The 20,800-nt window shown below is 73.1% G+C and carries 20 protein-coding genes; 11 read left to right on the plus strand and 9 right to left on the minus strand.

The window, feature by feature from the left end; genetic code table 11:
• The first annotated feature begins 165 nt into the window (after positions 1-165).
• Positions 166-1,056 carry an alpha/beta fold hydrolase gene (locus ABZ454_RS28675; protein WP_359542188.1) on the plus strand — a complete coding sequence of 297 codons (891 nt, stop codon included), beginning with the start codon at positions 166-168 and terminating at the stop codon, positions 1,054-1,056.
• Positions 1,057-1,084: 28 nt separating this feature from the next.
• Here ABZ454_RS28675 and ABZ454_RS28680 read toward each other — a convergent pair whose 3' ends face one another.
• Entirely contained in the window at positions 1,085-2,146 is a 1,062-nt protein-coding gene (locus tag ABZ454_RS28680; protein ID WP_359542190.1) for a lytic polysaccharide monooxygenase, read from the minus strand.
• A gap of 228 nt (positions 2,147-2,374) precedes the next feature.
• On the opposite strand from ABZ454_RS28680, the gene ABZ454_RS28685 reads away from it, so the two are divergent.
• The gene (locus ABZ454_RS28685; protein WP_359542191.1) at positions 2,375-3,853 is read left to right on the plus strand and encodes a trifunctional class I SAM-dependent methyltransferase/NUDIX hydrolase/VOC family protein; all 1,479 of its coding nucleotides are present in this window, start codon (positions 2,375-2,377) and stop codon (positions 3,851-3,853) included.
• 23 nt (positions 3,854-3,876) lie between these two features.
• Here the strand turns inward: ABZ454_RS28685 and ABZ454_RS28690 are convergent, their stop codons facing one another.
• Entirely contained in the window at positions 3,877-4,374 is a 498-nt protein-coding gene (locus ABZ454_RS28690; protein WP_356320965.1) for a DUF402 domain-containing protein, read from the minus strand.
• A complete protein-coding gene (locus tag ABZ454_RS28695; protein ID WP_359542192.1) occupies positions 4,355-5,275 on the minus strand; it encodes a GNAT family N-acetyltransferase in 921 nt (306 codons plus the stop codon). Before ABZ454_RS28695 ends, ABZ454_RS28690 begins: the two co-directional genes overlap by 20 nt.
• A gap of 69 nt (positions 5,276-5,344) precedes the next feature.
• On the opposite strand from ABZ454_RS28695, the gene ABZ454_RS28700 reads away from it, so the two are divergent.
• The gene (locus ABZ454_RS28700) at positions 5,345-5,719 is read left to right on the plus strand and encodes a GntR family transcriptional regulator (RefSeq protein ID WP_359542194.1); all 375 of its coding nucleotides are present in this window, start codon (positions 5,345-5,347) and stop codon (positions 5,717-5,719) included.
• A gap of 205 nt (positions 5,720-5,924) precedes the next feature.
• On the opposite strand, the gene ABZ454_RS28705 is transcribed toward ABZ454_RS28700, so the two are convergent.
• Positions 5,925-7,040 carry a DUF5925 domain-containing protein gene (locus ABZ454_RS28705; RefSeq protein ID WP_359542197.1) on the minus strand — a complete coding sequence of 372 codons (1,116 nt, stop codon included), beginning with the start codon at positions 7,038-7,040 and terminating at the stop codon, positions 5,925-5,927.
• A 230-nt stretch (positions 7,041-7,270) separates the two neighbouring features.
• Between ABZ454_RS28705 and ABZ454_RS28710 the strand changes: the two genes are divergently transcribed.
• From ABZ454_RS28710 to ABZ454_RS28720, 3 genes are all read left to right on the plus strand, one after another.
• A complete protein-coding gene (locus ABZ454_RS28710; RefSeq protein ID WP_356320959.1) occupies positions 7,271-8,077 on the plus strand; it encodes an SGNH/GDSL hydrolase family protein in 807 nt (268 codons plus the stop codon).
• Positions 8,078-8,352: 275 nt separating this feature from the next.
• Positions 8,353-8,616: a hypothetical protein gene (locus ABZ454_RS28715; RefSeq protein ID WP_356320957.1), complete on the plus strand. Its 264-nt coding sequence runs from the start codon at positions 8,353-8,355 to the stop codon at positions 8,614-8,616.
• A 176-nt stretch (positions 8,617-8,792) separates the two neighbouring features.
• On the plus strand, positions 8,793-9,401 hold the full coding sequence (locus tag ABZ454_RS28720) for a TetR/AcrR family transcriptional regulator (protein ID WP_356320956.1): 609 nt from the start codon (positions 8,793-8,795) through the stop codon (positions 9,399-9,401).
• Between the two features lie 40 nt (positions 9,402-9,441).
• Here ABZ454_RS28720 and ABZ454_RS28725 read toward each other — a convergent pair whose 3' ends face one another.
• Positions 9,442-10,278: an ABC transporter permease gene (locus ABZ454_RS28725; protein ID WP_359542200.1), complete on the minus strand. Its 837-nt coding sequence runs from the start codon at positions 10,276-10,278 to the stop codon at positions 9,442-9,444.
• Complete coding sequence (locus tag ABZ454_RS28730) at positions 10,275-11,237, minus strand: ATP-binding cassette domain-containing protein (RefSeq protein WP_359542202.1); 963 nt, start codon at positions 11,235-11,237, stop codon at positions 10,275-10,277. Before ABZ454_RS28730 ends, ABZ454_RS28725 begins: the two co-directional genes overlap by 4 nt.
• Before the next feature lie 63 nt (positions 11,238-11,300).
• On the opposite strand from ABZ454_RS28730, the gene ABZ454_RS28735 reads away from it, so the two are divergent.
• On the plus strand, positions 11,301-12,011 hold the full coding sequence (locus tag ABZ454_RS28735; RefSeq protein ID WP_356320950.1) for a TetR/AcrR family transcriptional regulator: 711 nt from the start codon (positions 11,301-11,303) through the stop codon (positions 12,009-12,011).
• A 10-nt stretch (positions 12,012-12,021) separates the two neighbouring features.
• Here ABZ454_RS28735 and ABZ454_RS28740 read toward each other — a convergent pair whose 3' ends face one another.
• The 3 genes from ABZ454_RS28740 to hmgA all read right to left on the minus strand — a co-directional run bounded on the left by ABZ454_RS28740 (position 12,022) and on the right by hmgA (position 15,508).
• Complete coding sequence (locus tag ABZ454_RS28740) at positions 12,022-13,248, minus strand: type ISP restriction/modification enzyme (protein ID WP_359542204.1); 1,227 nt, start codon at positions 13,246-13,248, stop codon at positions 12,022-12,024.
• Between the two features lie 100 nt (positions 13,249-13,348).
• Positions 13,349-14,140 (minus strand): GntR family transcriptional regulator, encoded by a 792-nt coding sequence (locus ABZ454_RS28745; protein WP_356320946.1) that lies wholly within the window; start codon positions 14,138-14,140, stop codon positions 13,349-13,351.
• A 39-nt stretch (positions 14,141-14,179) separates the two neighbouring features.
• Positions 14,180-15,508: a homogentisate 1,2-dioxygenase gene (hmgA, locus tag ABZ454_RS28750; protein ID WP_356320944.1), complete on the minus strand. Its 1,329-nt coding sequence runs from the start codon at positions 15,506-15,508 to the stop codon at positions 14,180-14,182.
• A gap of 130 nt (positions 15,509-15,638) precedes the next feature.
• Here hmgA and ABZ454_RS28755 point away from each other — a divergent pair, with 130 nt between their 5' ends.
• Genes ABZ454_RS28755 through ABZ454_RS28770 form a run of 4 tightly spaced genes read left to right on the plus strand, consistent with a single transcriptional unit; the run spans position 15,639 to position 20,794 of the window.
• Positions 15,639-17,957: a right-handed parallel beta-helix repeat-containing protein gene (locus ABZ454_RS28755; RefSeq protein ID WP_359542207.1), complete on the plus strand. Its 2,319-nt coding sequence runs from the start codon at positions 15,639-15,641 to the stop codon at positions 17,955-17,957.
• Positions 17,954-18,781 (plus strand): hypothetical protein, encoded by an 828-nt coding sequence (locus tag ABZ454_RS28760; protein ID WP_359542209.1) that lies wholly within the window; start codon positions 17,954-17,956, stop codon positions 18,779-18,781. Before ABZ454_RS28755 ends, ABZ454_RS28760 begins: the two co-directional genes overlap by 4 nt.
• Positions 18,782-18,840: 59 nt before the next feature.
• Positions 18,841-20,124, plus strand: a complete 1,284-nt coding sequence (locus ABZ454_RS28765) for a hypothetical protein (RefSeq protein ID WP_359542211.1) — start codon at positions 18,841-18,843, stop codon at positions 20,122-20,124.
• Positions 20,125-20,173: 49 nt separating this feature from the next.
• A complete protein-coding gene (locus ABZ454_RS28770) occupies positions 20,174-20,794 on the plus strand; it encodes a TetR/AcrR family transcriptional regulator (protein ID WP_359542212.1) in 621 nt (206 codons plus the stop codon).
• Positions 20,795-20,800: the final 6 nt, after the last annotated feature.

Genomic DNA, 20,800 nt, shown 5'->3' on the forward strand with positions numbered 1-20,800 from the left:
GGAGCCGCGGTCACCACCGCGTCAGTTTTTTACCGACGCGTAACTTCCCACTCATCTTACTCGCGCGTAAGTTGGCATGAGCACATCGAAAGTCGCAGAACTTGTGGTCCGGGCCGCAGGGCGCACAGACATCGCACCTCCCTTGAGCCGCAAGGAGACCCCACGATGCTGCCCTGGACCCGTGCGCCGCGTGCCCCACGGGCGCGGACCACCCTCGCCGCACTCCTCCTCGCCGTCGCCGCAGTCGCCGCCCCCACGGCCACCGCGGCCGCAGCCGCCCCCACCGCCACGGTCACCTCCCGTGGCTGGAACGACTACTCCTGCAAGCCCTCCGCAGCCCACCCCCGGCCCGTCGTGCTGGTCCACGGAACCTTCGGGAACTCGGTCGACAACTGGCTCGTCCTCGCCCCCTACCTGGTCAGCCGGGGCTACTGCGTCTACTCGCTCGACTACGGCCGGCTCCCCGGTGTGCCGTTCTTCAACGGCCTCGGCCCGATCGGCGAGTCGGCCGGGCAGCTCGCCGTCTTCGTCGACAAGGTGCTCGCCTCCACCGGGGCCCCCAAGGCCGACCTCGTCGGCCACTCCCAGGGCGGCATGATGCCGAACTACTACCTGAAGTTCCTCGGCGGAGGGCCCAAAGTGAACGCCCTGGTCGGGATCGCCCCCGACAACCACGGCACCACCCTCCTCGGCCTCACCAAGCTGCTGCCGTACTTCCCCGGTGCCGAGGACCTGCTCGACGCCGGCGCGCCCGGACTCGCCGACCAGGTGGCCGGATCACCCTTCGTCACCAAGCTCAACTCGGTCCCCGACACCGTTCCCGGCGTCCACTACACCGTCATCGCGACCAGGTACGACGAGGTCGTGACCCCCTACCGGACACAGTTCCTGAACGGGCCGGACGTCCACAACGTCCTGCTCCAGGACCTGTGCCCGGTCGACCTGTCCGAGCACGTGCTGATCGGCACCACCGACAAGATCGCCTACCACGAGGTGGCGAACGCCCTGGACCCGGCGCACGCCACCCCGACCACCTGCGCCTCGGTCCTCGGATAAGGACCGGCGGTCCCCCGGACCGGCAGGCTCAGCGCCGGGCCGCCGCGGCGGCCCGGCGCCGGACCGAGGCCAGCAGCGCGCCCGCGCCGAGAGCGATCGCGGCCGCGCCTCCCACGGCCCAGTAGCGCGTGGCGGCGCCGCCCCCCGTCTCGGCGAGCCGGTCGGCTCCCGCGACGGGGGCGTCACCGGAGCCGCTGTCCGGCTCCGGGGCGCCCGCGCCGGCCGTACCGGAATCCACCGGACCGGCCGCCGCGGTGACGGCCGCGCCCGTACCGGCGTCGTCGTCACCGTGGCCGCCGTGCTCGACCGAGGACTTCTCCGCGCCCTCGGCGATCTCCTGCTCGGAGGGCGCCGACGCGGACGGCGCGGGCACGGCGGCGACCGACCCGCTCCCGCTCGTACCGCTGCCGCCCGCACCGCTCCCGCCCGCACCGCTGCCGCCCGCACCGTCGAAGACCACGTCGGAGCAGGCGTAGAACGCCTCCGGGGAGTCCGACCGCTGCCAGACGGTGTAGATCAGCTGACGCCCCGACCGCTCGGGAACGGTGCCGTCGAAGACGTACGAACCGTCCACCAGTTCCGGGTCGGTGGCCTCGGCGAACGGCTTCTCCTCCAGGTCCGACCACGTCAGCGGTTTCGCCGGGTCGTAGCCGGCGGTGGTGAGGTACAGCGCGAAGGAACCCTTGTGCGGGGCGGTGGCCCGGAAGCGGAAGGTGTGGGATCCCGCCTTCACAGCGCTGGCCGGCCAGTCGGCGCGCGGCAGATCGAGCCCCTTGAACTTGTCGTTGCCCGCGCTGCACAGCTTGCCGTCCGGGATCAACTGCCGGTGCTTGCCTGCGGCGTTGGCGATGTTGACGCCGTTCCAGTCGTACAGCGCCTGGGTGCCGCCGGCGGCGACAGCGGCCACGCACGCGGCGGACCGCGGGTGTTCGGGCCCCTCGGCGAAGCAGGCCGAGACCCGGCTGACCGGATCCGTCAGCGAGCCGTGCGCCGAGGCCGGAGCAGCGGTCAGAACGGTGAGGGCGAGCGGGGCCGCACCGAGCGCGGCGACGGCGGCGGCCCTGCGACGGGCGGTGATGAGGGCAGGCATGGCGGCGAAACTCCTTCAGCGGTCCACAACGAGGGCGGGCGTCCCGGGAACAGCAAGCTAGCCCTCGCCCGCGCCCGGAAAGGCCCGGGAAAGGGGCTGACGGTGATCGTTATGACGGACTTAAGGGGCCACTCAAGAACGCTTAAGACCAGCCGTCCGCAGGTCCGGGACCGGCCTTCCCCCGGGGACACCGCCGCCGTTGTCAGTGGCAGCTGGCACGATCGGTCCATGACGACGATCGACTGGGATTCCGCCGCCGGTTCCTTCGACGACGAACCGGATCACGGCCTGCTCGATCCCGTGGTCCGGCACGCCTGGGCGCAGCGCCTGGAGAGCTGGCTGCCCCGAGGGCGCTCCGAGGTGCTCGACCTGGGGTGCGGGACCGGAAGCCTGGCGTTGCTCGTCGCCGGGCAGGGCCACCGGGTCACCGCCGTGGACCGCTCGCCCCGCATGGTCGAGCAGGCGCGCGCCAAGCTGGCCGGCACGGGGACCGAGGTGCTGACCGGGGACGCGGCCGCGCCGCCGGTCGGCAGGCAGCGGTTCGACGTGATCCTGGCCCGGCACGTGGTGTGGCTGCTTCCCGACCCCGCAGAGGTCCTGCGCCACTGGTTCGGTCTGCTGCGGCCCGGCGGCAGACTGGTGCTGGTCGAAGGCGTGTGGAACGGGGTCGGTCTGTCCGCCGGGCGGCTCACCGCACTGCTCGCCCCTCTGACCGAGCGCATCCATCACGAGCGGCTCTCCGGCGACCGCGACCTCTGGGGCAAGGAGGTCGACGACGAGCGCTACGCCCTGGTGGCGCGTGCCGAGCCCCCGCGCCGTCACAGCGAGGTCGTCGACGTCCATCTGATCCTCCGCCGCGGCTCCGACGTCCTGCTCGCCCGGCGGGCCGGCACGGGGTACGCGGACGGGCTGCTGCACGCCCCGTCCGGGCACGTGGAGGACGGTGAGGACGTCCGGGAGGCGGTGATCCGCGAGACGGCCGAGGAGATCGGGGTGGCGCTCGAACCGGAGGAGCTGCGCACGGCCCTGGTCATGCAGCACCGGGGGCCGGGCGGCAGCCCCCGGACGGGCTGGTTCTTCGAGGCGGCGTACGACCCGGACCGGCCGCCGTACAACCGCGAACCGGACAAGTGCTCGGAGCTGGAATGGTTCCCGCTGGACGCCCTGCCCGACGACATGGTCGCGTACTGCCGGGCCGGCCTCGACGGCTACCGGGCGGGGGAGCACTTCCTGATCCACTGGCACGAGGACGGCGACACCGTCGCGTTCGAACCACGAGGTGTCCGGCGGGCCGTCCCGCTGCCGGCCGGCGGGGCCCGCACCGGCCGGCTCCACCACATCGAGCTGTGGGTGCCCGATCTGGCCGCCGCCGTGCCGGGCTGGGGCTGGCTCCTCGGTGAGCTGGGCCATGTCCCGTACCAGCGGTGGGCGCACGGGCGCAGCTGGCGGCGGGGCGACAGCTACGTGGTGATCGAGCAGTCGCCCGACCTGACCCCCGGCGCGCACGAACGACGGCGTCCGGGGCTCAACCACCTGGCGTTCCACGTCGAGGGCCGGGACGCCCTGGACGCGCTGGTGGCCCGGGCCCCGGAGCACGGCTGGCGGCTGCTCTTCACGGACCGTCATCCGCATGCGGCCGGTGACGGGCACGTGGCCGCGTACCTGGAGGACGCGGCCGGGTACGAGGTGGAGCTGGTGGTGGGCTGAGCCCCGCCGGCGGGTGGGGGCGCTCAGCCGAGCAGCCCGGCGAACCCCTCCGCCGTGCGGGCGAGCCGCTCCAGCTCGTCCAGGGCCGCCACGGCCTCCCTCGCCGCCTCGGGGTCGCGTCCGGTCAGACCGCTCTCCTCGAACTCGTCCTCGTCCAGCCGCAGGACGACGGAGCGGTCCGCCGACACCCACAGGTCGAGGTCCAGGTCCTCGACGAGCAGCTCGCCGTCCCGCAGCACGGCGGGGCGGGTGACGTCGCAGTACCATCCCTTGAGCTCACCCCCGCCCGTACGGACCTCCTTCACCGCGAACCAGGCGTCGCGCCAGTAGTACTCGGTGAAGACGTCACCGGGCTCGAACCGGACGAAGCCGAAGTCGCGGACCCCCGGGGCGGCCCAGGGCGCCCTCACCGCCACCCGGGTGCCGTCGTCGCCGACCAGGGCGGCGGGATAGCGGATCTTGGTCTTCCCGGCCTTGACCAGGACGACCGTCAGCGGGGCATCAGCCGAGTGTGCGGACATGGCGCACCTCCGTGGCGCAGATCTCGTAGCCGAACCAGCGGTTGATCGCCAGCATCGGACCGTTGCCGGCGTCGTTGCCGGTGTAGGCATCGGTGTACCCGGCGTCGCGCGCCCGGTGCAGCGAGTCGTTCTTGGCGAGCTTGGCCAGCCCGCGGTCGCGGTGGGCCCGCCGGGTGCCGGTCATCCCCGACCAGTAGCGGCTCACGCCGTCGGTCTCCGCCACGCTGAAGGCCGCCACCTCGCCGTCGGCCACCGCGACCGAGGTGAGGTGGTGGTCGAGCCCGGGGCTGCGCCAGGTCTCGTCGAGCCACTCCTCGTAGTCCGACAGCTGGACCGGTGTGTCGCTGGGCTCGTCCGCGGTGGTCTCGGCATCCGCCTCGAAGAGCGGGCGCGGGTCGTCGGCGAAGTCGGCGGCGGTCCGCAGTTCGACCCCGGCCGGGAGCTCCTGACGGGGCGGCAGGGTGCCGCCCGCCAGGTCGAGATGGAGGAAGTGCGCCGGCCGGCTCGGCGCGTAGCCGTGCTCAACGGCGAACGCCCGGTCGCCGGGGGTGTCCAGGACCCAGGTGTAGACCGAGGTCGCCCCGGCCAGGGCCAGATACTCCTCGGCCGTGCGCAGCAGCAGCGTGCCCGCCCCCCGGCCGGTCCGCTCCGGGTGGGTGTACGGGTTGCAGAACGCCTGCCCCGGCTCGGGGCTTTCGTACGCGAGCCCCACCTGGGCCGTCCCGATGATCTCGCCGGCCTCCTCCGCGACCAGCAGCCGGTACCGCTTGTCCGGATGGGCGGTGGCCAGGTCGAAGACCACCTGCTCCGGCGTGGTGACCATGTACGGGAGAGCCGCGCGTCTCACCCGCACCCAGTCCTCGGCGTCGGCGGGCCGGAAATCGCGCACGATGACAGTCATGCGCCGGACCGTACCCGCGGGTCCGGCCCGGGCGCCCCCGAATTTCCGGCGGTGGGGGAGAATCGGCCCGTGACCCTGAAGATCTCCGTTGACCCGGATGCCGGCACCGCCCCGTACGAGCAGCTGCGCACGCAGATCTCCGAGCTGGCCCGCTCGGGGGAGCTGCCGGTCGGCTACCGGCTCCCGACCGTACGCGGCCTCGCCGAGGAGCTGGGCCTCGCCGCCAACACCGTCGCCAAGGCCTACCGCGCCCTGGAGGCGGACGGGGTGATCGAGACGCGGGGGCGCAACGGGACGTTCGTCGCCGCCGCGGGCGACGCGGCCGACCGCCACGCCGCGGCCGCCGCGCGGGAGTACGCGGAACACGCCCGGCGGCTGGGGATGTCCCGGGCACGGGCACGGGAGCTGGCCGAGGACGCGGTGCGGGCGGTGTACGCGGGGTGAGGTGATGCCGGGGCCGGTGGGTGCCGCTGCGTCCCGGCGCGCGGCATCCCGGTCCGGTGGGGGCGACGGTGCGACGGTGCGGCCTCCCTTGCTGCTGGTCACCGCAGGGGCTCGGTCGCCCGCGGAACCGGCCGCGTGCCCGCGGGGGCGCGGCGGTCCGCGGACCCGGCCGCGTGCTCGCCGGGGCCCTTGCCGCCGAGGAACCTCAGAGGTACAGCCCCGCGTCCGCCCCCGAGTCCTGCTTGGGGACCGATGCGGGGGCCGAGCCCCGGCGCAGCGCGTACAGCTCCGCCAGGGTCGTTCCCTCGCGGGCCGCGTCCCGGCCCAGGCCCTCCTCCGTCCCGAGCCAGGCCACCGACTCCTTGCGGGTCAGCGGGCCCACCTCGATCCGGGCCAGGCAGCGGCCCGGCCGGACGACCGCCGGGTGCAGCCGTTCCAGATCCTCGTTGGTCGTCACCCCGACCAGGACGTTGCGGCCCTGGCCCAGCAGACCGTCCGTCAGGTTCAGCAGCCGCGACAGCGCCTGTCCGGCGGTGTGCTTGGCCTCGCCGCGGATCAGCTCGTCGCAGTCCTCCAGGAGCAGCAGCCGCCAGCGGCCCTTCGCGCTGCCCTCGTCCTCGCCGATCGCGATGTCCATCAGGTAGCCGACGTCGTTGAAGAGCCGCTCGGGGTCGAGTACGCAGTCGACCTGGCACCAGTCCCGCCAGGACCGGGCCAGCGTGCGCAGGGCGGACGTCTTGCCGGTCCCGGGGGGCCCGTGCAGCAGGAGCAGCCGGCCCGCGATGTCGTCGGGGGTGACCTTCATCAGCTGGTCCATGGCCTCGGCCACGGGCGCGGTGTAGTTGGACCTGACCTCGTCCCACGTACCGGCCGCGATCTGACGGGTCGTGCGGTACGGGCCCCGGCGCGGCGAGACGTACCAGAAGCCCATCGTCACGTTCTCGGGCTGGGGCTCCGGTTCGTCCTGGGCGCCTTCCGTGGCCTCGCCGAGGACCGTGCGGGCCAGTTCGGCGCTGGTCGCGGTGACCGTGACGTCGGCGCCCCGGTTCCACCGCGAGACGAGCAGCGTCCAGCCCTCGCCCTCGGCGAGCGTGGCACTGCGGTCGTCGTCGCGGGCGGCGCGCAGGACCTTCGCCCCCTCGGGCAGCAGCGTGGCACTCTTCCTGACCCGGTCGAACGAGGAACTGTGCGAGTACGGCTGCTCGCCCGTCGCGAAGCGGCCGAGGAACAGCGCGTCGACGACGTCGGACGGGGAGTCGCTGTCGTCCACGGTGAGCCGGATCGGCAGAGCGGACTCGGGGTTGGCAGACATGCGGCCCATGATCCGGCACGGGGGCGTCCGGCGCACCCAGGTTTCGTCACCTGCTCCGCCCCGTGCGGTCAAGGTCCGCGGCCCCCGCCGCGACCCGCCCGGCGAGGTGACGCCGACTCAGGGAGCCGCCGCCGCAAGCTCGTCCGCACGTAACTTGGCATGGACACTTCCGGAACCGGGCGCGCTGCTGCTACCACTGAGTAGGCAGAGATCCTGCTGGTCGGTCCAAGGGAGATTCCATGAAAATGTCCAGACTCGTGGCGTTCTCGTCCTCGCTCCTGCTCGGCGCCGTCATCGCCCTGACCGGGGCGGCGACCGCGAACGCCGCATCGTCCGAGGCCGTCGACTACGTCGCCCTGGGCGACTCCTACTCCTCGGGGGTCGGCTCCGGCAGCTACATCGGCTCCAGCGGTGACTGCAAGCGCAGCACCCTCGCGTACCCCTCGCTCTGGGCAGCCGCCCACGCGCCCTCGTCGTTCGCCTTCACCGCCTGCTCGGGCGCCCGCACCAACGACGTGACCGCCAGCCAGCTCGGACCGCTCACCTCCTCGACCGACCTCGTCTCGATCTCCATCGGCGGCAACGACGCGGGATTCGCCGATGTCATGACGACCTGTGTCCTCCAGTCGGAGGCCACCTGCCTCAACCGGATCGCCACCGCCCGCGGCTACGTGGACTCCACGCTGCCCGGCAGGCTCGACTCGGTGTACTCGGCGATCAGCGCCAAGGCTCCCTCCGCCCACGTCGTCGTGCTCGGCTACCCGCGCTTCTACAAGATCGGCGGCAGCTGTGTCGTCGGCCTGAGCGACAAGGTGCGCACCGCCATCAACGGCGCCGCCGACTACCTCAACGCGGCCACCGCCAAGCGTGCCGCCGATCACGGCTTCACCTTCGGTGACGTCGCGGGACAGTTCACCGGACACGAGATCTGCTCCGGGAGCGCCTGGCTGCACAGTCTCAACTGGCTGAACATCGGCGAGTCGTACCACCCCTTCGCCGCCGGGCAGTCCGGTGGATATCTGCCCGTCCTCAACGCGAACGACTGACCGGCGCGTCCAGCCGTCCGTCGCCTGGTCCGGCCGCTCGCCGGCGGAATCCCCGCAGGTGGGGGCGTCCGCCGGCGGGTGGGACCCCGGCCGGCTCGCCCTGTCCGGAGGGTGACGGTCTGTCCAACTCGCCCTGGAATCGGGCGGATACGCCGACGGGTCGTCAACCTCCGTATGTGTGTGCTCAATCCGGTGCCCGGGATACACGCGTGTCGCCGCGGGGGGATAGGGTTAACCTGCCCGGGCCGGGTGCCCTCGTACGGGTGGGGAGTGACATGGAACAGATAGCAATGCGCAGCAGGCCTCGTGTGCCTGCCATTACATGCGGGAGCAGCGCGACGAGTTCGCGCCTCGACCGCCATCTCGCGGTGCTGGGCGGCCCTGCCGTCCCGCAGCGCGAGTCCGCGGAGGCGACGCTGCTGATGCGCGAGCTCACCTCGCGCGATGTCGCGCACACCCGCCGGAGCAAGAGCGCGCGGGTCTCGCTCTTCGCCCCGCTGCGGCGACTGCGCCGCTCACTCTTCGGCAGCCGCCACTGACCCGACGCCCCGGTCCCGGCACCGCGCTGCTGCCCGCTCTCCCGTCATCCCCGGAGCCGGCAGTGGCGCGTCGCCATGTCCGCGTGAGCCCCGGGGCCGGGTCGTGACGGCATGGGTGGTTCCGCTGGAGTGGGTGCCCAGGTAATTCGGTGCCGAAGTACTTCTACACTGTCCGCATGCCCGAGAAGCGATCCGCGCGCCTGAGTCCCGACGAGCGAAGGGCGCAATTGGTCGCGATTGGCGTGGACATGCTCTCCGATCGTTCGCTGGACGAACTCTCCACCGACGAGGTGGCGCGCCGCGCGGGCATCTCCCGGGGGCTGCTCTTCCACTACTTCGACTCCAAGCGCGACTTCTACCGCTCCGTGGTGCAGCAGGAGTGCGACGACTTCGCCGCGGCCACGGAACCGGACGCCTCGCTGCAGCCCGTTCCCTGGCTGCGGGCGTTCATCGCCGGGTTCGCGGAGTACGTCACGGAGCACCGCAGGGTCTATCTCACCCTGGTCCGCGGCGCCGCCGGCAGCCATCCCGCCGTGGAGGACATCGTCGAGTACACCCGCAACACCCTGGCCCGGCGGGTGGAGGAGGGGCAGCGGCGGCTCGGGATGCCGGACTCACCGCGGCTGCTCGTCGCCACCCGGGCCTGGATGGCCTTCGCCGAGGAGGCCGTCACCAGCTGGCCGCTCGACGAGCCGGACGCCCTCGACGCACTCGGCGCCTTCCTGGAGTCGAGCTTCATCCGCCTGCTGGGCAGGCTGGACCGGCCGGTCGCGCTGCCCGGCTGAGCGGTGCGACCGGCGCCTCCGTCCGCCCGCCATCACCCCCTCATCCGCCGCCGCGCGCGTAGCGGCGCACGGACAGCGGCACGGCGGCCGCGAGCAGCACCGCCGACCACAGCAGCGTCCCCGCCACCGGGTGGGCGACCGGCCAGGCGGCGTCGGCGGCCGGTGCGGCATTGCCGAAGAGGTCGCGGGCCGCCGCCGCGACCGCACTGATCGGGTTCCACTCCGCGAGCGTGCGCAGCCACCCCGGCAGGTTGTCGGTCGGGATGTACGCGCTGGAGAGCAGCGGCAGGATGAACGTGGCCGCGCCCAGCTGCCCCGCGGCCTCCTCGTCGCGGATCAGCAGACCCAGCCAGCAGCCCACCCACGAGGTGGCGAACCGGAACAGCAGCAGCAGCCCGAACGCCCCCAGCGCGGCAGCCGGTCCGCCCTCGATCCGCCAGCCCACGGCGAGTCCGGTCAGGATCAGCGGGACCAGGCCGACGGCCGTGGTGAGCGCGTCGGCCGCGGTCTGTCCGAACGGCACGGCGGACCGGCTCATCGGCAGGGTGCGGAATCGGTCCATCACGCCCCGGTGGCAGTCCTGTGCGGACTGGAACATCCCGGTCATGACGCCGTTCGCCGCGGTCGCCGCCAGCAGCCCCGGCACCAGGAAGGCCCGGTACTCCTGGCCGGGGACGGCCAGGGCGCTGCCGAAGACGTAGCCGAAGAACAGCAGCATCGTGATCGGCATCGTCTGGGTCAGGATCAGGACGCCCGGGGCCGCCTTGATCCGCTGCAGGTGGCGGCCGAGCACGGCCAGGCAGTCCGCGACCGGAGTGCTCCCGCTCCCGCCGGTGTACGTCGTCCGCCGTACCGCCGCGGAGGTTCCGGTGCTCATGCCGCCGCCTTATCGAGGGGGGTGCCGGGGCCGGTCAGACGCAGGAAGACCTCGTCGAGGGTGGGCGGGCGCAGGCTCGCGTCGATCACCGCCGCGCCCGCCGCGTCGAGTTCGCGGACGATCCGGGGCAGGGTGAGCGAGGGGTCCGTGGTGACCGCGCCCACCGTGCGGCGCTCGTGGTCGAGCACCGGCGCGGAGCCCGTCAGCTGGTCAAGGACCGCGGCGGCCGGCCCGAGCGCGCAGGCGTGGGCGACGGCGACCTCGGCGTAACTCCCGATCTGGGCCTTCAGTTCGGCCGGACTGCCGTTGTGGGCTGCGCGGCCGCTGTCGACGAGCACGATGTCGTCGGCCAGCCGGTCGGCCTCCTCCAGGTACTGCGTGGTGAGCAGGACGGTGGTGCCGCGGCCCGCCAGCTCCCGTACCGCCGCCCAGATCTGGTTGCGGCTGTGCGGGTCGAGTCCGGTGGTCGGCTCGTCCAGGAACAGCACCTGGGGGCGGGCCAGCAGACTGGCGGCGAGATCCAGGCGGCGGCGCATCCCGCCGGAGTAGGTGCGGGCCGGGCGGTCGGCCGCGTCGGTCAGCTCGAAGCGTTCGAGGAGTTCGCCGGCCCGGGTGCGCGCGGCCTCGCCCCGGTAGCCGAGCAGTCTGGCGAACAGCCGCAGGTTCTGCCGGCCGGACAGCTCGCCGTCGACGGAGGCGCTCTGCCCGGTGACGCCGATCGCCGCCCGTACGGCTCCGGCCTCCCGTACCACGTCGTGGCCCGCGATCCGGGCGCTGCCGCCGTCGGGGGCGGTCAGCGTGGTGAGGACGCGGACGGCGGTGGTCTTGCCGGCGCCGTTTCGCCCCAGGACTCCGCAGACAGTGCCTTCGGCGACGGCCAGATCGAGCCCGCGCAGCGCGTGGACGTCGCCGTAGCGCTTCTCCAGACCTTCACTAAGTACAGCGTACGTAGTTGTCATGCCGTCACGGTAGCGCACTACGTACGGTGTACGTAACTACCATGGTGGTCGAGGTGATGATCAATGGTGGGGCGACCCGCTGTACCGGAAGTGATCTGGGCGCGCCCCGAGCGCGCGGGCCGTGGCCCCAAGCCCGCGTTCAGCCGCGCGGACATCGCGGCGGCCGCCGTGCGCATCGCGGACGCGGAGGGGCTCGACGCCGTGTCGATGCGGAAGGTCGCCGCCGAGCTCGGCTGCGGCACGATGTCGCTCTACAACTACGTGCCCCGCAAGGAGGACCTGCACGAGCTGATGCTCGACGCGGTCGGCGCCGGGTACGAGTACCCCGAGCCCTCCGGCGACTGGCGCGCCGACCTGCTCGCCCTCGCCCATCAGGCCCGGGGGATGATGCGCCGCCACACCTGGGTGCCCCGGCTGATGTCACCCGTGTACGGGTTCAGCCCGAACAACCTGCGCTACCTCGAGTACGCGCTCAGCTGTCTGGACGGGGTCGACAAGCGGTTCGGCGAGAAGATGGAACTCATCGCCATGGTCAACGGCGTGGTGACCACGTACACCGCCAACGAGATCGCGACGGCGGAGCGCAGCCGGTCGCTGCCCTGGTCCGAGGAGCAGGAGCAGGCCGCCCGCACCGGCTATCTGATCAGCCAGATCATGACGGGGAAGTACCCGAGGATGGCGGCCGGGTTCGCCGAGGACTCCGGGCCGATCGATCTGGAGGGTGTGTTCGACCGGGCGCTCGCCCGGGTGCTGGACTCCTTCGACCGTCCGTAGGGCCGGCGGGTCACAGCAGGGCGAACTGACCGTCCGGGCCCTCCTCGTGGTGATCGAGCACGGACGCGGGCCGTCTGGCCGCCGCCGCCACCGGCAGCACGCCCGCCGCCCGCAGTTCGCGCACGCCGATCTCCGGACCGCCCACCGGCTCGTCCTGCCGGGGCCGCAGCTCGGCGAGCAGGGCGAGCAGGGTGATGAGTTCCAGCAGCTCCGACGTCCACTCCCGCGGCCAGGCGCGGGGGCGCACGGACTCCAGACCGCCCGCCCCGTCCGCCCCGGGGGCGGACGTCCGCCGCCCGCACCACAGCTCCAGCATCCGTACGCCGCCCACCTCGAACTCCCACGCCCCGGCGGGCACCGGTGAGATGCGGCCCGTACCGAGACGCAGCACCTGCTCCTCGGCGTCGTAGGACAGCTCCGAGGGGGCGGGCGGCACGGCGGCGCGCACGTACGGGCGGCGCCCGCCCGGCAGCCGGGGGCGCTCCCCGCCCCGCGCCCCGCGCAACTGGAGCCGCAGCAGCTCGTGCCCCAGCTCCACCCCCGCCGACCAGCGCGCGGAGTCCGCCGGCAGCGGCACCACGCAGCCGGCCGGGGTGCTGCGGGCCGCCACGAGGATCCACGCCAGAACCGACTCGGCGGTGACCGCGTCCCCGTGGCGGGCGCGCAGCAGGGCGAGCAGTCCGGGGGCCAGGTTGGGTTCCGCGCCGCCGGGGCGCCGGTACAGCGGGCGGATCCGGCCGGGCCGCCCCGCCGGGGAGTGGCCGTCGGGGAGCAGCGCGGTCACCGAGAGGGCGGGGCCGGTGTCCTGCGGGACCCGGCCGTGCTCGACGACGAAGAGCTGGTGACCGTCGGCGACCCGCCACAGCTCGGGCCTGGCCTCGTCGATCAGGCGGTGGTCCGGCAGCAGCCACTGCTCGTCGAAGGGGCCGTGCAGGATCCGTACCGGCTCCGGGCACGGACCCGGGTCACGGGCGAACCGGCCGGTACCGGTGGACTGTCCGGGCAGCGCCGCCACCGGCGTCCGCGGGGTACGCGCACGGGTGGGCCCGAACAACCGCTCGCGTTCGGCGTCCGGGGCCCGCACCAGCCGTTCCCAGCGGGCCCGGAGGGACGCCGCGTCGGGGGCGGTCACCCAGGGGCGTCCGGTCCTGAGCGGCCGTACGGACCAGGGCATGAGGTCGTCGAGGAGCGGGCCGTGCGGGCCCTCGCCGGAGCCGGCCGCCGCCGGAGCTGCCACCGTGTCGTCCTCCCCGTCGCCACGTCTGCCGCCTTCCCCGGCATCGTAACCACGCCGCGCCGGGTCCGGGCAGGCCGCCTGCCGGGACCCGGCCCCGGTCTCAGCGCGCCTCCACCGTGACCGAGAAGGAGAACCGGTCGCCCCGGTAGCGGATCTGCGCGACGTCGACCACCCGGCCGCTCTCGTCGTACGTCACGCCCGTGTAGTACAGGATCGGGCTGAGCAGCGGGACCCGGAGCAGTCCGGCGGTGGCCGGGTCGGCGAGCCGGGCCTCGACCGTGTCGGTGATCCGGGCGATCGGGACCCGGACGCGGTCACGCAGCACCTTGGTCATCGGCCAGCGGTCGAGGTCGGCGGGGTCGAGCCGGGCCGCGACCTCCGGATGGACCCAGTTCTGCGCCCAGTTGGTCGGCTCGCCGGTGTCCTCGTCGCACCGCAGGCGGCGGTAGCCGACGACCTCCGGGCAGTCGGGGAAGTACTCCGCGACCTCGCCCGGCACCGGGGACGGGCCGTGGTCGAGCACGGTGGTCCGCTCGCCCGACTGCTGGGCGACGATCGCGTCGATCGAACCGAGCAGCCGCACCGGCGACACCCGCCGGGCGCGCGGCTCGATGAAGGTGCCGCGCCGCCGGTGCCTGCTGATCAGCCCCTCCGTCTCCAGCTCCTTGAGCGCCTGGCGCATGGTGAGGACGCTGACGCCGTAGTGCGCGGCGAGCTGTTCCTCGGTCGGCAGCCGCAAGGTGGCGTCCGCCGTGCGGCCCAGTATCGAGGCCCGCAGCGACTGCGAGACCTGGTACCACAGCGGGAGCTTGCGGTTCAGGACCAGCGAGTCGGGGGCGAAGGCGGCCCCCGGCGTCGCGGGGGGCTGGGGCTTCAGAGGGGGCTGCGGCACCTGGTCACCTGCGTTCGTCGTCGCTGCGGCGCGGAGCCGTCACGGCCTGAAGTTGCGGCTCAGACCCTGCCACACGTCGTCGTAGCCGCGCTGGAGATGGCCGGCGGTCGCCGCCTGGCCGGTCGCGGTGACGGGCCAGCGGGTTTCGAACATGAACGCCAGACCGTCGTCGATCTTCTGCGGCTTCAGCTCCGCCGCGCTCGCCCGCTCGAAGGTCTCCCGGTCCGGGCCGTGCGCCGACATCATGTTGTGCAGCGAGCCGCCGCCGGGCACGAAGCCGCCCTTGCCGGCGGTCTTCGCGTCGTACGCGCCCTCGATGAGGCCCATGTACTCGCTCATGACGTTGCGGTGGAAGTACGGGGGCCGGAAGGTGTCCTCGCCCACCAGCCAGCGCGGCGCGAACACCACGAAGTCGACCCCGGCCAGACCGGGGGTGTCCGAGGGGGAGGTCAGCACCGTGAAGATCGACGGGTCCGGGTGGTCGTAGCTGATCGAGCCGATGACGTTGAACCGGCGCAGATCGTAGACGTACGGGGTGTGGTCGCCGTGCCAGGCGACCACGTCGAGCGGCGAGTGGTCGTACGTCGCCGACCAGAGGTTGCCGCAGTACTTGTTGACCACCTCGACCGGGCGCTCCACGTCCTCGTAGGCGGCGACCGGGGCGAGGAAGTCCCGGGCGTTCGCGAGGCCGTTGGCGCCGATCGGGCCGAGGTCGGGGAGGACGAACGGCCGGCCGTAGTTCTCGCAGACATAGCCGCGGGCGGTGGCGTCGAGCAGCTCCACCCGGAAGCGGACGCCGCGCGGGATCAGGGCGACATGGCCGGGTTCGGCACGCAGCAGGCCCAGTTCGGTGCGCAGCAGCAGCCCGCCCCGCTCGGGGACGATCAGGAGTTCACCGTCGCTGTCGCTGAACACGCGGTCGGTCATGGCGGTATCGGCGGCGTAGAGGTGCACGGCCATGCCGGTGCGCTGGGCGGCGTCGCCGTTCCCGCCCAGCGTCCACAGGCCGGACAGGAAGTCCGTGCCGGGCGCGGGCTCCGGGAGCGGGTCCCAGCGCAGCCGGTTGGGGTCCGGGACGGTCTCGGTGAAGGGAGCGGTGCGCAGGGCGCCGTTGTCGGTCCGGACGAAGGGCGGGTGGGCCGCGGAGGGGCGGATCCGGTAGAGCCAGGAGCGGCGGTTGTGGACGCGCGGCTCGGTGAAGGCCGAACCGCTCAACTGCTCGGCATAGAGCCCGAGGGGAGCGCGCTGCGGCGAGTTACGGCCTTGCGGCAGTGCGCCCGGCACCGCTTCCGAGCTGTGCTGATTGCCGAAACCGGCGGAATGCGCGAGCCCCTCCGCCGTCTTCCTCGCCTGCTCGATGCCGCTCATATGTGCTCCCGGTGCATGAGGAATCCTGGAATCCTATGGGTAACCGTAGGAATCGGATCGCGGAGAGTCAACGGCATTCGTGCGGCGCAGGGGGGTTCCAAAAGTTGAACAATGCTCTACTCTCCGCCACATGTCGTGGACACGAAGACTTCTGGTGCTCCTGGCGGCGCTCGCGGCCGCCCTCCTCGCGGCCCCGGCCGCCCAGGCCCATGAGGAGCGGCCGGTCACCCTGCCCGACGGAACCGGCAGCGTCCCCGTGTACCGCACCGGCGAGCCCGATCTCCTGGTCTGCAAGAGCGACCGGGCCGACTTCGAGCGCCGGATATCCGGCTTCCCGGACGCCCTGCGGACCAGGAACCTGGCCCTCTTCGAACGGTGCCGGAAGTCGGGCTACCGCCATCTCCAGCAGGCCGTCGACGCCGTCACCGGCCCCGGGATGAACATCGCGATCCTGCCCGGCCTCTACGAGGAGGAGCCCTCGCTGCCCGCGCCCGAGGGGGAATGCTCGCGGCTGAAGGCCCCCAACTCCCAGCTCGGCTACCAGATCCTGAGCTACGCACAGCAGGCGAAATGCCCGCACAACCAGAATCTGGTGGCGATCCTCGGCAAGAAGGACCTCCAGATTGAGGGCACCGGCGCCGCACGCACCGATGTCGTCATCGACGCCAAGTACCAGAAGCTCAACGCTGTGCGCGCGGACGGCTCCGACGGGGTCTACTTCAAGAACTTCACCGCGCAGCGCACCACGTTCAACTCGCTCTACATCCTGGCCCAGGACGGATTCGTCATCGACGACGTCCTGACCCGGTGGAACGACGAGTACGGCTTCCTGACCTTCGCGAGCGACCACGGGCTGTACAAGAACTGCGAGTCGTACGGCAACGGCGACTCCGGCATCTACCCGGGCAGCGCGTCCGACATCAACGACGCCCACGGCTACGAGGTGCCCCGCTACTCGATCGAGATCACCGGCTGCCGCAGCCACCACAACATGGTCGGCTACTCCGGCACGGCAGGTGACTCCGTCTACGTCCACGACAACGAGTTCGACCACAACATGGGCGGCGCCTCGATGGACAGCGCCTTCCCCGGCCACCCCGGCCTGCCGCAGAACCACGCCCGCTTCGAGCGGAACCTGATCCACGACAACAACGCCGACTACTACCCGTACGTCGCCGACGGCACCTGCGCCAAACCGCCCGTCGAGCGCGGGTACGAGGACGGGGTGGTCTGCCCGCAGATCTCCATGCCGCCGGGCAGCGGCATCATCACCGCGGGCGGGAACTGGAACCTCTACGAGAACAACTGGGTCTACGGGCAAAAGCGCGCCGCCTTCTTCCTGAGCGCCGTGCCCGCCTTCATCCGTGGCGAGGACGCGCTCGGCAAGCAGACCGACACCTCGCACCACAACCGCTACGCGAACAACCACCTCGGCACGGACAAGCAGGGCCGGTCGCGGCCCAACGGCACCGACGTCTGGTGGGACGGCCAGGGGGCCGGCAACTGCTGGCAGCCGGACACGGGGGCTTCCACGCCGCGGTCCCTGCCCGCGTGCGGCAGCGAGCGGGGCGCCGTCACCGGCAGCACCGACCGGCTGGTGGGCGAGCCCGTCAAACTGGCGCAACTGCTGGTCTGCGCCGACTACGACGTGCGGGCACGCCGGCTGCCGGCCGGCTGCGACTGGTACGGGGCACGCGGCATCGAGCGCATCGAGGTGCAGGCCGCCCTCGGCATCGCGGTGGTGCTGGTGCTGGTCGGCGGCGTGCTGTGGTGGCGCCGGCTGCGTTCGAGCCGGCCGGCCACGGTGGCCACGGTCCTCGGCCTCATCGGTCTCGGACTGGACGTGGCCGGGTCGACCATGGGCCTCGCCGCCACGTACGTGCCCGCGCTCGCGCTGCTGCTGACCGGGCTCTGGTGGACGGGCATCGGTCTGGTGCTGCGGCGGGAGCGGCCGGGGCTGGGGTGGACCACGGTGGCGCTGGGCGGTCTCACGCTGCTCGACGCGCTGGACAAGGGCGTGTTCATGATTCCGTGGATCCCGCTGAGCCCGGCCTGGGTGCGGGGGCTGTTCGGCCTGGTCTGGGTGGTGTGGGCCGTCGTGGCCGCCGCCCGCCACGGCGAGCGCGCGACGGGGGCGCCGGGCGCTGCGGCGGACGCGGGAGGGAGCGAGGGGCCCCCTTCCGGCCCGGGAACGGACCCGGGAACGGACCCGGTCCCGGTCGCGGTGCCGGCCTCGGCTTCAGCTTCGGCCTCGGCCCCGGATTCGGCCTCGGCCCCAGCCCCCGATTCGGCCCCGGGTTCGGCCCGGACGCCGAACCCTGACGGACCGTCGTCAGCCGAGGCGTCTGCCCCGCCCGCGCGCCCCGCCCCGGGCGCGCCACCGGCTTCCGGCCCGCCCGCGCCACCGGCCGGCGCCCCGGCCTCCGGCCCGGACGGAGAGCCGTCGTGAGCCCGTACCTGAACCGGGCCCCGGGCCCGGCCCGGGCCCGCAGGTCCGCCGCCGCCCTGCTCGCCGCCGTCCTCCTGCTCGGCGCGGGCGCCTGCGGAGGGCGGGCGACCACCCACCACAAGCCCGGCACCAGCCATGAACAGGCCACCGGCAGCAACGGCACGCTGCTGACCGCGGACGACGGTTCCGGCCACCGGCTGCGCCAGGTGGACGCCGCGGGTGCGCCCGAGGTGGCCGTGGCCGTGCGGCCGGACTCGGAGGACGGCTGGAACGTCCGCCTCTCCGTACGCAACTTCCGGTTCACCCCGGACAGCGTCGGCGGAGCCGCGCTCCTCGGGCGGGGCCATGCCGGGCTCTTCCTCGACGGCCGCCCCCTCGCCCGCGTCTACGGCACCTGGTTCCACCTGCCGGAGTCGCTCCGGCGCGCCGCCGGGGGCGGCACCCGGCTGACCGCCCGTCTCTACGCGGACGACCACACCGCGTGGGCCGTCGACGCCGCCCCGGTCCAGGCCACCGCCACGCTCGGCGGTGGCCCTGCGGCGACCGGCCCCCCACCCACCCCCGGCGCCACCGTGGAGATATCCGTCCGCGACGGCGAGGTCAGCCCCGCCCCCGGACGCACCGAGGTCGCGAAGGGCCGAACCGTCCGCCTCCTGGTCCGCAGCGACCGCGCCGACACCGTGCACGTCCACGGCTACGACAAGGAGGCACGGCTGCCCGCCGGCCACACCGTCACCCTCACCTTCACCGCCGACCGCACCGGGCTCTTCGACGTGGAGACGCATGAGTCCGACCTGCTCCTGACCCAACTCGTCGTACGGTGACGCCCCTTCCGGCTCCCGCGCCCGGTGTCGGCACACCTGCGGACGCGGGTGCCGGTGCCGTGCGCGTCCTCGCCCACGGCATCGGAGCTCAGCACGATCTGCCCCTCTCGCCCTTCTACGCCTTCGCGGGGGCCTTCGCCGCGCTCTTCGTCTCCTTCCTCGCCCTCGGTCTGCTCTGGTCCGCCAGCCGGTTCCGCGGCGACCGGGCGGGCCGTCCGCTGCCGGCCGTCGTCCAGCGGGCGGCCGACGCCCGCCCCACCCGCCTCGCGGCCCGCGTGCTCGGTATGACCGCCGCGCTCCTGGTCGTGCTGTGCCTCCTCGTCGGCCCGGCCGACCCGGACCGCAATCCGGCCCCCGGCGCCGTCTACGTACTCCTGTGGGTCGGGCTCGTACCGGCCTCGCTGCTGCTCGGGCCCGTCTGGCGGCTGCTCAACCCGCTGCGCACCCTCCACCTCCTCGGCTGCCGTCTGCTCGGACGCGACCCGGCCGCCGGCCGCCCCCTGCCCCCGCGCCTGGGGATGTGGCCCGCCGCGGCCGGGCTCCTCGCCTTCACCTGGCTCGAACTCGTCGCCCCCGATCCCGCCTCACCTACCGCGCTGCTGCTCTTCCTCGCCCTCTACTCGGCCGCCCACCTCGCCGGCGCCGCCCTGCACGGGGCCCGTTGGTTCGACCACGCGGACGCCTTCGAGGCCTACTCGGGTCTCCTCGCCCGGCTCTCGCCGCTCGGCCGCCGCCCCGCCGACCGCCGCCTCGTCCTGCGCTCCCCGTTCAACGGACTCGACGCCACGCCCCAGCTCCCCGGGCTCGTCGCCACCCTCTGCGTGATGCTCGGCTCCACGGCCTACGACGGTTTCTGCGACGCGCCCTCCTGGATCACCACCGTCCAGACGTCGGCCCTCGGCCGCACCACCACCGCCACTCTGGGCCTCCTGGGTGCTGTCGCCCTCGTCGCCGCCCTCTACGCTCTCTGCGCCGGCGCCACCCGGCTCCTCTCCGGCCAACTTCCCCACCCCCTCACCGCCTTCGCGCACTCACTGGTCCCGATCGCCCTCGGCTACCTGGTCGCCCACTACTTCACACTCTTCGTCACCGAAGGTCCACGCACCGTCATGGTGGCACTCGGCACTGACAATCCCGCACCGCCCGAACCGCCCCTGGGGCCGGGCGGCACCGCCACGCTCCAGGTCGTCGCGATCGTTCTCGGTCATGTCCTCGGCGTCGTCGCCGCCCACGACCGCTCCGTCCGGCTCTTCCCGCCCGGCCGCGCGGTCGCCGGTCAGCTTCCGCTGCTGGTCCTGATGGTCGCGTACACGATCGGCGGACTGGCGCTGCTCATCGCCTGAGACCGCGGCGGGGCGGGTCCCCGCCCCGCCGGAGGAGGCCCACGGCATCATGGAACCCGTGCCCCATGCGAACACGAACCTCCGCCGCGCCCCCGTGCAGCAGCGCAGCGCCGAGCGCCTCGCCCGGATACTCGACGCGTGTGCCGAACTCCTCGACGAGACCGGTTACGAGCAGCTCTCCACCCGTGCCGTAGCCGTGCGCGCCGGGGTTCCCATCGGCTCCGTCTACCGGTTCTTCTCCAACAAGCGGGCGCTGGCCGACGCCCTCGCCCGCCGTAACCTGGACAGCTACGCCGAGCGGATCACCGCCCGGCTGGTCGCCATCCCGGCCGCCGACTGGCGCCGCGCCATCGACGCCGTCCTCGACGAGTACCTGGCGATGAAGAGCTCCGTCCCGGGCTTCTCCCTCATCGACTTCGGTGCCCCCGCACGCGACGGCGACCCGGCGGACGACGCCAACCAGCGCGTCGCGGGCCGGCTCGCGGAACTGCTCTCCGGCCACCTGGACCGCGACCCCGACGAGGACCTCCTGCGGTCCATCCTGGTCTGCGTGGAGGCCGCCGACGCCCTGCTCCAACTCGCCTTCCGCACCGACCCGTCCGGCGACCGGGCGATCGTCGCCGAGGCCCGTGTGCTGCTCCAGGCCTACCTCGCACGGATTCTGGACTGAGCGGGA

This window comes from Streptomyces sp. NPDC005803 (assembly GCF_040630435.1).
In the GTDB taxonomy this organism is placed as follows: Bacteria; Actinomycetota; Actinomycetes; order Streptomycetales; family Streptomycetaceae; genus Streptomyces.